Annotated in this window: 10 protein-coding genes and 1 rRNA gene; all 11 read left to right on the top strand. The window is 43.1% G+C overall.

Annotation, left to right across the window (positions count from 1 at the left end; genetic code table 11):
• Positions 1–107: 107 nt before the first annotated feature.
• The 11 genes from BMZ78_RS00825 (at position 108) to smpB (ending at position 12058) form a co-directional block, all read left to right on the top strand.
• Complete coding sequence (locus BMZ78_RS00825; protein WP_093227140.1) at positions 108–1184, top strand: sugar-binding transcriptional regulator; 1077 nt, start codon at positions 108–110, stop codon at positions 1182–1184.
• Positions 1185–1232: 48 nt separating this feature from the next.
• Entirely contained in the window at positions 1233–2243 is a 1011-nt protein-coding gene (locus BMZ78_RS00820) for an ArsJ-associated glyceraldehyde-3-phosphate dehydrogenase (protein WP_093227139.1), read from the top strand.
• Positions 2244–2323: 80 nt separating this feature from the next.
• Positions 2324–3511 carry a phosphoglycerate kinase gene (locus BMZ78_RS00815; RefSeq protein ID WP_093227137.1) on the top strand — a complete coding sequence of 396 codons (1188 nt, stop codon included), beginning with the start codon at positions 2324–2326 and terminating at the stop codon, positions 3509–3511.
• Between the two features lie 14 nt (positions 3512–3525).
• Positions 3526–4305 carry a triose-phosphate isomerase gene (gene tpiA, locus BMZ78_RS00810; protein ID WP_093227136.1) on the top strand — a complete coding sequence of 260 codons (780 nt, stop codon included), beginning with the start codon at positions 3526–3528 and terminating at the stop codon, positions 4303–4305.
• Positions 4302–5843, top strand: coding sequence for a 2,3-bisphosphoglycerate-independent phosphoglycerate mutase (gene gpmI, locus BMZ78_RS00805; RefSeq protein ID WP_093227134.1), 1542 nt, complete (start codon positions 4302–4304; stop codon positions 5841–5843). Before tpiA ends, gpmI begins: the two co-directional genes overlap by 4 nt.
• 16 nt (positions 5844–5859) lie before the next feature.
• A complete protein-coding gene (gene eno, locus BMZ78_RS00800; protein ID WP_093227133.1) occupies positions 5860–7146 on the top strand; it encodes a phosphopyruvate hydratase in 1287 nt (428 codons plus the stop codon).
• 393 nt (positions 7147–7539) lie between these two features.
• On the top strand, positions 7540–7773 hold the full coding sequence (gene secG / locus BMZ78_RS00795) for a preprotein translocase subunit SecG (protein ID WP_093227131.1): 234 nt from the start codon (positions 7540–7542) through the stop codon (positions 7771–7773).
• 90 nt (positions 7774–7863) lie between these two features.
• Positions 7864–7980 (top strand): 5S ribosomal RNA (rrf, locus tag BMZ78_RS00790).
• 315 nt (positions 7981–8295) lie between these two features.
• Positions 8296–9069: an alpha/beta hydrolase gene (locus tag BMZ78_RS00780; protein WP_093227128.1), complete on the top strand. Its 774-nt coding sequence runs from the start codon at positions 8296–8298 to the stop codon at positions 9067–9069.
• 18 nt (positions 9070–9087) lie between these two features.
• Positions 9088–11376, top strand: coding sequence for a ribonuclease R (rnr, locus tag BMZ78_RS00775; RefSeq protein ID WP_093227126.1), 2289 nt, complete (start codon positions 9088–9090; stop codon positions 11374–11376).
• A 214-nt stretch (positions 11377–11590) separates the two neighbouring features.
• Positions 11591–12058 carry an SsrA-binding protein SmpB gene (smpB, locus tag BMZ78_RS00770; RefSeq protein ID WP_093227124.1) on the top strand — a complete coding sequence of 156 codons (468 nt, stop codon included), beginning with the start codon at positions 11591–11593 and terminating at the stop codon, positions 12056–12058.
• Positions 12059–12065 lie beyond the last annotated feature (7 nt).

Below are 12065 nucleotides of genomic sequence, written 5' to 3'. Positions count from 1 at the left end.
AAGGGGAAGTTGTCAACCATCCAGATGAAATTTTTCTTATTTTTTTTTGGGATGTATGGGACGTTTTTTGCATAACCGGGACTAATTAAGTCCCTTGGAGGGGATATATGAAAGATCTACTCAATATCCAAAAAAAATTATTACCAGATTTACTGAAAGTCATGAGAAAAAGATATGAAATTCTTCATCAAATTCGCTTAATGCAGCCAGTTGGCCGTCGCAGTCTGACCACTACTATTCATTTGACCGAAAGAGTTCTTCGTTCGGAGGCTGAATTTTTACGTGCACAAGGTTTGATCGATGTTTCAACAGCAGGTATGACTTTAACCGACGAAGGCAGCCGCGTATTACAAGAAATGGAGCAGATTATTCGAGAGCTGTTTGGAATTACCGAACTGGAAAGAAAGCTGTCTGATTTACTGGGAATAAAAGAAGTGATTGTAGTAACAGGTGACACGGATCAATCTGGATGGGTGAAGAAAGAGATGGGGCGTGCCGGCGCACGGGTTTTGCAACAAATGGCTGTTGACAATCAGGTAGTTGCCGTGACTGGTGGTTCCAGTGTATTGGCAGTAGCTGAAATGTTGACACCGACCCCATCATTAAAGTCGACAACATTTGTCCCTACTCGCGGAGGTTTGGATGAAGCGGTTGAGCTGGGAGCCAACTATATTGCTTCTTTAATGGCCAAGAATTCCGGAGGGAAGTACAGATTGTTACATGTTCCGGATCAATTGAGCCCAGAAGCTTATGAGACATTAATGAGAGAACCGCATATTGAAAAAACACTCGCATATTTGCGCCAGGCGCGAATCGTCCTGCATGGTATCGGAGATGCAAAAAAAATGGCGATCCGGCGCAAATCTTCTCCGGAAGTCATGAAGAAGCTCGAACAAGAGGAAGCCGTCGGTGAATTCTTTGGCTATTATGTAAATAAGTCTGGGAGTATCGTACACCAAATACCGATTGTTGGCTTGCAGTTAGAAGACTTGGATCAAATCGAAATCAGAATAGCTGTAGCTGGTGGAGCAAGTAAAGCAGAAGCGATTAAAGCAGTATGTGCCCTTTCGCCTGTTCATGTGCTGATTACCGATGAAGGAGCAGCAGAGGAGATTTTGAAATCCAGCAATTTTATCCATGTAAATGGGAAAGATACGGAAAACAAATATGGTGATTCGAGATGAATTTTCTGATACATGATTTTGTCAGTTTCGATAAAGGGGGAAACAAAGATGGCAAAAATAAAAGTAGGTATCAATGGTTTTGGACGGATTGGTCGAAATGTATTTCGAGCTATGCTCCATCATCCCAACCTGGAAGTAGTCGCAGTTAACGACTTGACAGATGCAAAGACACTTGCCCATCTTTTGAAATACGACTCTGTTCATGGGAAGTTGGATGCGAGAGTTGAAGCAACGGACCAAGGATTTACTGTGGATGGACGGCTGATTCATGTGCTGGCAGAACGTGATCCGGCTGCATTAAACTGGAGCGATTATGGGGTAGAATTGGTGATTGAGTCGACAGGACGTTTTACCAAAAAAGAGGATGCAGCCAAACATTTACAAGGAACTGTCAAAAAAGTGATTATTTCTGCTCCAGCTAAAGGAGAAGATATTACGATCGTCATGGGTGTTAACCATGAGAAGTATGATCCAGCCAATCATCATGTCATTTCCAATGCATCATGTACCACAAACTGCTTGGCACCTGTGGCTAAAGTGTTACACCAGGAATTTGGGATCCGTCGTGGTTTGATGACAACCGTACACTCCTATACGAATGACCAGCAAATCCTTGATTTGCCACATAAAGATCTGCGTCGGGCTCGTGCTGCTGCTGAATCGATGATTCCAACTACGACAGGTGCAGCAAAAGCAGTGTCTTTGGTATTACCTGAGTTAGCAGGTAAATTAAACGGGTTTGCGATTCGTGTTCCTACGCCAAATGTATCGGTTGTAGATTTGGTGGCTGAATTGGATCAACATGTAACAGTAGAAAAAGTCAATGAAGTTCTGCGCAATGCAGCAGAAGGAGAATTAAAAGGCATTCTCGCTTACTCGGAAGAACCATTGGTATCGATTGACTACAATGGCGATCCCCATTCTTCAACCGTAGATGCTCTATCTACAATGGTTCTGGAAGGGAATATGGTGAAAGTGGTAGCGTGGTATGATAATGAATGGGGTTATTCGAATCGTGTAGTAGATCTTGCCAATTATATTGCCATTCAAGGGTTATAATTTTAGAATTGAAGAGGAATAAAATCGAAGAGGAGAATGTTTCTTATTCTCCTCTTTCTTGTAAACCAGGGGGGTACTTTGTGAACAAAAAATCCATTCGTGATGTAGAGCTTCGTGGAAAGCGAGTATTTTGTCGGGTCGACTTTAACGTCCCTATGGAGAATGGGGAAATTACGGATGATACCCGGATTCGTGCAGCTTTGCCTACAATCCAATATTTGGTGGAGAATGGGGCGAAGGTGATCCTGGCGAGTCATTTGGGACGACCCAAGGGAAAAGTGGTCGAAGAAATGCGTTTAACTCCCGTAGCTGCCCGTTTAGCAGAATATTTGGGACAACCGGTAGCCAAAGTGGATGAAGTAATCGGGCCGGAAGTAGAACATCGGGTGGCAGAACTCAAAGAGGGAGAAGTACTGTTATTGGAGAATGTTCGCTTTCATCCAGGTGAAGAAGAAAATGATCCGGAACTGGCTAAAGCATTTGCCAAATTGGCAGATCTCTATGTCAATGACGCTTTTGGAACCGCACATCGTGCACATGCGTCAACCGCTGGAATTGCAGAATACATACCTGCTGTAGCAGGATTCCTCATGCAAAAGGAATTGGATACGCTAGGTCAGGCCATGACCAATCCTGAGCGTCCATTTACCGCTATTATCGGTGGGGCGAAAGTGAAAGACAAGATCGGGGTGATCCAGAATTTACTGGATAAAGTAGATCATCTCATCATTGGTGGCGGTCTTTCTTTTACTTTTATTCGGGCCAAAGGATATGAAATCGGAAAATCTTTATTTGAAGCGGACAAGGAAGAATTGGCCAAATCTTTTATTCGTCAAGCCGAAGAAAAGGGAGTTCGCCTTTATTTGCCTGTTGACGTGGTCGTTGCCAATGAATTTGATCCAAACCCGGCCCAAGTGAAAACAGTGGCAGTCGATCAAATTCCAGAAGATATGATGGGATTGGATATCGGTCCCAAAACACGAGAACTTTTTGCTGACGTTATTCGCCAATCCCGTTTGGTTGTTTGGAATGGGCCGATGGGTGTATTTGAAATGGATCAGTTTGCACATGGTACCAATGCGATTGCACAAGCGATGGCTGAGTCAGATGCGGTCACCATTGTAGGTGGTGGAGATTCTGCAGCAGCGATTGAAAAAGCAGGATTGGCAGACCAAGTAGACCATGTTTCCACTGGTGGGGGAGCATCGCTTGAGCTGATGGAAGGAAAGGAATTGCCAGGAGTGGCGGTACTAAACGATAAAGAATAGGTTGGTGAGGTTGGATGACCATCACACGAACACCAGTGATTGCTGGTAACTGGAAGATGTATAAAACAGTGGAAGAAGCAAAGGAATTTTTACGCGCTTTACCTCTTTCCACTCTTCCTGATGATGTAGAAGTGGTGATCTGTGCTCCTTATCTTTGTCTTCCATCTTTGGCAGAACAGGCTCAAGGAAGTAAAGTAGGGATTGGAGCACAAAATGTTCATTGGGAAACAGAAGGAGCCTATACAGGCGAGATCAGTATTCCCATGCTCAAAGCAGTGGGTGTACAGTATGTCATTATTGGTCATTCGGAACGTCGGGCTTATTTTGGAGAAACGGATGAAACAGTGAATAAAAAAGTAAAGGCTGCGGTGAAAACAGGGTTAATCCCGATTATCTGTGTAGGCGAAACCTTAGAGGAGCGCGAAAATGAACAAACCAAAGCAGTGGTGGAACGTCAGGTTCGAGCTGCGATCGATGGACTTTCTTCAGATCAAGTGAAAAAGGCGATCATTGCGTATGAACCTGTATGGGCCATTGGAACAGGAAAAGCTTCCACAGCCGAAGATGCTGGTGAAGTGATTTCGTTTATTCGAAAAACAGTAGCGGCAGGATATGACTGGCAAATTGCTAATGAAGTGCGAATCCAGTACGGTGGCAGTGTAAAACCGGAAAATATTGCTTCTTTCTTGGAGCAAACCGATATTGATGGGGCATTGGTTGGTGGAGCCAGCCTTAAGCCAGACTCTTTTATGGCATTAGTCCTAGCAGCTAGCCGAAAAGGTGATGGAGCATGAGTAGACCCAAACCGGTTATTTTAATCATTCTGGATGGATTTGCGTTAAGAGAAGAACGACATGGGAACGCTGTGGCTCAGGCAAATAAGCCAAACTTTGATCGCTATTGGAATCAATATCCACATACGACACTACAAGCGAGTGGAAATGCTGTTGGACTTCCTGAAGGACAGATGGGAAATTCCGAAGTCGGACATTTAAATATTGGCGCCGGGCGAATCGTATACCAGGATTTGACCAGGATCAGTAAAGCCATTCATGAAGGTTCTTTCTTTAACAATGAAACTTTCCTAAAAGCGATTCAGCATGTAAATGAACATCAAAGCAGTCTTCATTTATATGGCTTGCTATCTGATGGTGGTGTACACAGTCATATTGACCATCTCTTTGCTTTACTTGCGCTGGCAGCAAAAGAAAAAGTAGACCGTGTATATGTGCATGCTTTCCTGGATGGAAGAGATGTCGCACCTGATAGTGCCATTCGTTATATTGAGCAGTTGCAAAGCAAAATGAAAGAATTGGGCGTAGGTCAGTTAGCTACTGTACAAGGAAGATATTATGCGATGGATCGTGACCGTCGCTGGGAACGTACAGAAAAAGCGTATCGTGCGATGGTGTATGGTGAGGGACCAAAATATCGTGATCCAATCCAGGCTGTAAAAGAATCCTATGAAAAGAGCGTATTTGATGAGTTCGTTGTTCCTACTGTGATTGTGGACGAAGAAGATCGACCCGTAGGAACTGTGGAAGAAAATGATGCGATTATTTTCTTTAATTTCCGTCCAGACCGTGCCATTCAGATTTCGCAAGCGTTTACGAACAAAGATTTTCGTGGATTTGACCGTGGTGAAAAGCAATTCCACAATCTGTGCTATGTCTGCCTGACTCATTTTAGCGAGACAGTCAATGGCTATGTGGCATATAAACCGGTTGATTTAGACAATACTTACGGTGAAGTCATCTCTCGGCATGGTTTAAAGCAATTACGGATTGCTGAGACGGAAAAATATCCACATGTGACGTTCTTCTTTAGCGGTGGAAGAGAAGAGCCGTTTCCGGGCGAAGACCGGATTTTAATCAATTCCCCCAAAGTGGCTACATATGACCTCAAACCAGAGATGAGTGCTTATGAAGTAACAGAAAGCTTACTGAAAGAGATCGAAGCAGAGAAATACGATACGATTATTTTAAACTTTGCCAATCCGGATATGGTGGGTCACTCCGGTAAACTGGAACCAACGATTCGGGCTGTGGAAGCAGTCGATGAATGTCTGGGCAAAGTAGTGGATCAGGTACTCTCTAAAGGTGGATTAGCCATTATTACGGCCGATCATGGAAATGCCGATATGGTACTGGATGAGCAAAATCGTCCACATACAGCCCATACTACTTTCCCGGTTCCCTGTATTGTAACTGATCCATCCGTCCAATTGCGCAATGATGGAATCTTGGCTGATTTGGCTCCCACATTGCTTGACTTGCTCGGATTGCCTCAGCCAAAAGAAATGACAGGAAAAACACTATTGATTCATTCATAATTGAGGAGGAACAAAAATGACGATCATTCAAGCGATTTATGCTCGTGAAGTACTAGATTCCCGCGGAAATCCAACTGTTGAGGTAGAAGTGTATCTCCAGTCAGGAGCTCGTGGACGTGCGATCGTTCCATCAGGAGCTTCTACAGGTGCCTATGAAGCAGTCGAATTACGTGATGGAGATAAAGGACGTTACCTGGGCAAGGGCGTATTGAAAGCAGTCCAAAATGTTAATGAAATAATTGCCCCGGAAATTGTGGGGATGGATGCGCTTGATCAAGTGGCTATCGACGAAAAGTTGATCGAGTTGGATGGCACACCAAATAAAGGGAATTTGGGAGCCAATGCGATTTTAGGGGTTTCCATGGCTACTGCACATGCAGCCGCTGAAGCATTGGGGCTACCACTTTATAAATATCTGGGTGGTTTCAATGCTAAAGTAATGCCTGTACCAATGATGAATATCTTAAATGGTGGAAAGCATGCCGATAATAACGTGGATATCCAGGAGTTTATGATTATGCCTGTTGGTGCTGGGGACATGCATGAAGCGATTCGCATGGGAGCAGAGATCTTCCATAGCTTGAAAGCAGTCTTGAAAGAAAAAGGTTTAACAACAGCTGTTGGTGATGAAGGTGGCTTTGCTCCTAACCTTTCTTCCAATGAAGAAGCTCTCCAAACGATCATGCAAGCGATTGAACGGGCTGGTTACAAACCGGGTGATGATGTAAAGCTCGCACTTGATGTTGCATCCACGGAACTTTATCGTGATGGCAAGTATCACCTCGAAGGGGAAGGCGTAACCAAAACGGCTGAAGAAATGGTTGCATACTACGAAGAATTGGTCAGCAAGTATCCCATCATCTCTATTGAAGACGGTTTGTCCGAAGATGATTGGGATGGTTGGAAGCTCCTGACAGAACGCTTGGGCAATAAGGTGCAACTGGTCGGAGACGACTTGTTTGTAACCAATACCGAACGCTTGGCCCAAGGAATCCAAAAAGGGATTGGAAACTCCATCTTAATTAAGGTAAACCAAATTGGTACCTTGACCGAAACCTTTGATGCGATTGAAATGGCGAAACGTGCGGGGTATACTGCTGTCATTTCCCATCGCTCGGGAGAATCTGAAGATGTAACCATCGCTGATATCGCTGTTGCTACGGGTGCAGGACAAATCAAGACAGGGGCGCCGTCTCGAACAGATCGTGTAGCTAAATATAACCAGCTGATTCGTATTGCGGATGAACTGGAGGGAACGGCACAATATCCAGGACTCAGTGCATTCTATAATTTGAAAGGGTAATTTAGGATCATGATAGCCATGTTCCATAAGCAAAGAACCTTAGTCCATTTTGATTAAGTGAGACTTTGACAAACGCGGTTTTCCTTTTCCAGTTGAACAACTTTTGCTCGCTTTTATTAAACAATGAAACGGAAAAGGAAAACCGGTATTTTACGGAAAATTTATCAAAAAACTATCAGTTTTTATATTTTTTAGTTATTGACAGCAACTTGGGTTTCCGATCGAAAGTTTCGCTGTCATCCGGCATAAGGGCAATCATGGCTCAACGAAAAGCGGTTTGATCGCAAACAGACACCTTATATACGTTCACGGACATCCTATTCCTCCATTTATTGAAAAGAAAGCCTCTTCGTGTTATATTTACAGAAGTACTAGTGACGGGGAGGTCACAACATGGTCATCGCTGCAAAAATTTTTCTGGCTATCGTCAGTATTTGTTTGATTATAGTGATTTTGCTGCAATCAAGCAAAAGTGCTGGTTTATCTGGAACCGTTGGTGGTGGAGCAGAACAGCTGTTTGGAAAGGCAAAAGCCCGTGGAATTGATGCATTACTGAGCCGTTTAACCACGATCTTTGCGGTACTTTTTATTGTTTCTGCTCTATTAGTTGGATACTTCTTAAAGTAATGCAGAAAGAGAAACAGCCTTTTTCAGCTGTTTTTCTTTTATGTAAAAATAAATTGACAAGAATAGAATATCATGTTAGAATACATAACGTCTGGTGATGATAGCGGAGGGGATCCACCCGTTCCCATCCCGAACACGGAAGTTAAGCCCTCCAGCGCCGATGGTACTTGGGGTGAAGACCCCTGGGAGAGTAGGTCGTTGCCAGGCTGAGTAAACCGACTTGATTTGATCAAATCAAGTCGGTTTTATTTTTACTTTCGTTAAGGGAGTCCCCTTGTTTTTTTGAGAATTGTATATGAATAATGAATGGTGTTTTTTATATATCCTGAGAGGGAATAATCATAGCATCGCTTGGATGAAGAAGTTTGGACAAATGAAATCAACCGCATTACTTTTTTCTGAGGAAGAATACTTAATAGAAACAATAGCGAAGATAGTAAGGGCGATTTCTTACTTACTGGGTAAGGTATCGTCTTTTATCTTACAGAATGATCGTGAGTAAAGGATTAAAGGGGATGCATCATGAAAATCGTGCGACGTTCTCCAGAACCTTTTTTTTATAAGGGTGGAAAAACGGGAATCCTATTAATACATGGATTTTCGGGAAGTCCATCTGAACTTCGACCTATGGGGCAATATTTTATTGACAAAGGCTATACAGTCTATGCACCTCTTTTGGCTGGACATGGAAAAACAGCAGAGGAGATGGTAAAAACAGGCTGGAGAGATTGGTGGCAAAGTGTTCTCGATGCCTATGAGCGATTGCAGAAAGAAGAGCTTGATCATTTATTTGTAGCTGGTTTATCGATGGGAGGTGCCTTGACCTTATTTCTGGCTGCACAAAAACCAGTGGATGGAGTGATTTCCATGTGCACTCCCGTTTGGATCAAAGATCGTCGGCTCATGTTTGTCGATTTGGTTCATTATTTTTATCCATTTTATACTCCGAAGAATCGTCGAAAGCGTGATCCTGAGATTGAGTCGATGATGGTTCCGATCGATCGAACACCTCTTAAGTGTGTAGCGAGTCTGAAGAAATTTATTCGTACCCAAATGCGTCCATCCTTATCAAAAGTAACGGTTCCTGCCTTGATTGTTCAATCTCGACAGGATGAAACAGTGGAGCCGGAAAGTGCGGATTATATTCTAGAACATATTTCTTCTGAAAAGAAAAAACTATCTTGGTATGAAAATTCATGTCATATTATAACATTAGATAAAGAAAGAGGGAAATTATTCCAAGAGGTGGAACATTTTATAATTGAAAACTCTATGAGTATAAAAGGTTTGGCTTGATTGAAAGGAGCTAGCTAGATGACAACAGAACAAGAAATTCGGAGATTTATGCTGGAACAAGCATATAAGCCGCTTACTTTGGAAGAGTTAATGGAGTCTTTTGCGGTGAAAGAGGAGGAAAAAGAGAATTTTATTCAACTGGTAAATGAGTTAGAAGCAGACGGAAAAATTGTACAAACCCGTGCCAAGCGGTATGGCGTCCCTGAACGTTTTAATTTGGTGCGCGGAACATTGCAGGGAAGTACAAAAGGTTACGGTTTTGTGATCCCCGATTCAGCCCAAATGCAAGATGTCTATATTCAACCCAATGATATGAATGGAGCAATGGATGGGGACCTGGTTCTCGCACGGATCCATACAAGAAAGAGACATGATCGGCGCCCGGAGGGTGAGGTTGTTCGGATTTTAAAAAGAGGACGTGAATCGGTTGTGGGTACGTTTATAGCCCTCAATCAATATTTTGGATTTGTTATCCCGGATGATCCACGTCTGACGGCGGATATATTTATTCCAGCTGAACATCGAATGGGCGCTCAAAATAAACAGAAGGTCGTTGTGAAGTTGTTGCATTACCCAACAGGCCGGTATAGTGCAGAAGGGGAAATTATTGAGATTCTGGGAAATAAGGACGATCCGGGCGTTGATATTGTTTCAATTATACGGAAGCATGGATTGCCGGAAGAATTTCCTGAGGATGTACTCAGAGAAGCAGAAGCCATCCCCGAAACTATCAGTGAAGAGGAGATCCAAGGTCGGCGTGATTTACGCGAACGCAAGATGGTAACCATTGACGGAGAAGATGCCAAGGATTTGGATGACGCTGTCTCTGTAGAGAGGCTTCCCAATGGGAATATTCGCTTAGGTGTGCACATTGCTGATGTGAGTTATTATGTCAAAGAAGGAAGTGCTTTGGATCGAGAAGCCTATGAACGGGGTTGTAGTGTGTATTTGGTTGACCGGGTGATTCCGATGCTGCCCAAGCGTTTATCGAATGGGATTTGCAGCTTGAATCCACAAGTGGATCGGTTAACCATGACTTGTGATATGGAAATCGACTCCAATGGACAAGTAGTCGACTATGAAATTTACCCCAGTGTCATTCGGACCAATGAAAGAATGACTTATACAGCTGTAAAGAAAATTTTGGTGGATGAAGATCCTGAGCTCATTGAACGATATGAGCCATTGGTTGAGGATTTTCGTCTGATGGCTGAATTGGCGGAGACATTAAGGAGTAAACGGATGCAACGGGGAGCTATTGATTTTAATTTTGACGAGGCCAAAGTGATTGTGGATGAAAACGGGAAGCCGATTGATGTGGTGAAACGTCCGCGGACGGTTGCAGAGCGTTTGATTGAAGAATTTATGTTAGCAGCCAATGAAACAGTTGCAGAACATTTTTACCGACTGGATGTTCCTTTTGTTTATCGGATTCACGAAAATCCGGATACGGAAAGGTTACAATCCTTTTATGAATTTGTAAGCAGCTTTGGTTATACCATCAAGGGAAAACCAGATAAAGTGAAGCCACGTTCCCTACAGCAACTGCTGGATAAAATCAGTGGCCGTCCAGAAGAAAAGGCAATCAGTACGGTCATGCTTCGTTCGATGAAACAAGCGAAATATGCAGCTGAATGTGTAGGGCATTTTGGATTGGCAGCGCCCTTTTATACTCACTTTACTTCCCCGATTCGTCGCTATCCGGATTTACTGATCCATCGAATTATCCGTGAAGTCATCACGCAGGGCAGTTTAACGGTGGAACGAATCGATCAGCTCAACTCTTACTTGCCAGATGCAGCTCAGCATTCATCGATTCGTGAACGGCTTGCCGTGGATGCAGAACGTGAAACTCAGGCCTTGAAACAGGCAGAATTTATGCAACAACATATCGGTGAAGAATTTGAAGGAACCATCAGCAGTGTGACTTCATTTGGGATCTTTGTTGAATTGCCTAACACCATTGAAGGTCTGATTCATGTCAGCTATTTAACGGATGATTACTATTACTATGACGATCGGGCATATCTCCTTATCGGTGAAAGAACAGGACGGATCTTCCGCATCGGTGATCGTGTGATCGTCCGTGTCAGTTCTGTTAATCTGGAAGAAAGAAAAATCGATTTTGAACTCATTGAGCATTTCGGAGAGTTTGGGGAACGGGACAAAGCCAAGAAGAAAAAGAAGAAAAAAGGCAAAAAAGAAGCAAAGGTGATTGATTTTGCAGAAGTAAAAGAGAAAGCCGAAAAGAAAAAGCAGAAATCAAAACCAAAAGCGAAACGGAAAAAAGCAAAGAAAAAAAAATGATTATATCGATGTTTGATAACAACTGTAAAAGAATCGGTTTCTTACAGTGTCACCCTTAGTCGTATGGAGGTGTGACCGGATAAGAAACCGATTCTGGAGCAGGGTTCCAAGAAGAGGTTTTGTTCTCTCTGGCGGTGTTATGATTATATTGACTATTTTCATTTTGATTTGATATAATGTAACTTGCTGTATTTTAGTGAAAGCGGGTGACATGATGGGCAATAACAAAGGGGTTAAAGTTATCGCACGTAATAAAAAGGCGCTTCATGATTATCATATTGAAGAAACGTATGAAGCTGGAATTGTGTTGACAGGAACAGAGATTAAATCGATTCGCCAAGGGCGAGTCAATTTAAAAGATAGCTATGCCCGTATTGATAAAGGTGAAATCTTTATCATTGGTATGCACATTAGCCCATATGAGCAGGGAAACCGCTTTAATGTTGATCCCACCCGCACTCGCAAATTACTCATGCATCGAAAAGAGATTGATAAACTGCTTGGAATGACAAGACAGAAGGGACTCACCCTGGTGCCATTGGATGTCCATTTGCGAAATGGATTTGCCAAGGTCCAATTGGCGCTGGCACGCGGGAAAAAGCTTTATGACAAGCGGGAAGCCATGGCCAAAAGAGATGCTGAGCGCATGATTCAACGAAAACTGAAAGAATATAACCGATAAAAAAGGT

It is taken from the genome of Thermoflavimicrobium dichotomicum, assembly GCF_900114055.1.
Lineage (GTDB): Bacteria > Bacillota > Bacilli > Thermoactinomycetales > Thermoactinomycetaceae > Thermoflavimicrobium > Thermoflavimicrobium dichotomicum.
Note: the sequence above shows the minus strand (reverse complement) of the source record. Positions and strands in the feature narration are given on the sequence as shown.

Coding starts and splice junctions, on each gene's coding strand:
- BMZ78_RS00780 (WP_093227128.1), top strand. CDS start 8,296: ATGAAAATCGTGCGACGTTCTCCAGAACCTTTTTTTTATAAGGGTGGA.
- rnr (WP_093227126.1), top strand. CDS start 9,088: ATGACAACAGAACAAGAAATTCGGAGATTTATGCTGGAACAAGCATAT.
- BMZ78_RS00825 (WP_093227140.1), top strand. CDS start 108: ATGAAAGATCTACTCAATATCCAAAAAAAATTATTACCAGATTTACTG.
- tpiA (WP_093227136.1), top strand. CDS start 3,526: ATGACCATCACACGAACACCAGTGATTGCTGGTAACTGGAAGATGTAT.
- BMZ78_RS00820 (WP_093227139.1), top strand. CDS start 1,233: ATGGCAAAAATAAAAGTAGGTATCAATGGTTTTGGACGGATTGGTCGA.
- gpmI (WP_093227134.1), top strand. CDS start 4,302: ATGAGTAGACCCAAACCGGTTATTTTAATCATTCTGGATGGATTTGCG.
- eno (WP_093227133.1), top strand. CDS start 5,860: ATGACGATCATTCAAGCGATTTATGCTCGTGAAGTACTAGATTCCCGC.
- smpB (WP_093227124.1), top strand. CDS start 11,591: ATGGGCAATAACAAAGGGGTTAAAGTTATCGCACGTAATAAAAAGGCG.
- secG (WP_093227131.1), top strand. CDS start 7,540: ATGGTCATCGCTGCAAAAATTTTTCTGGCTATCGTCAGTATTTGTTTG.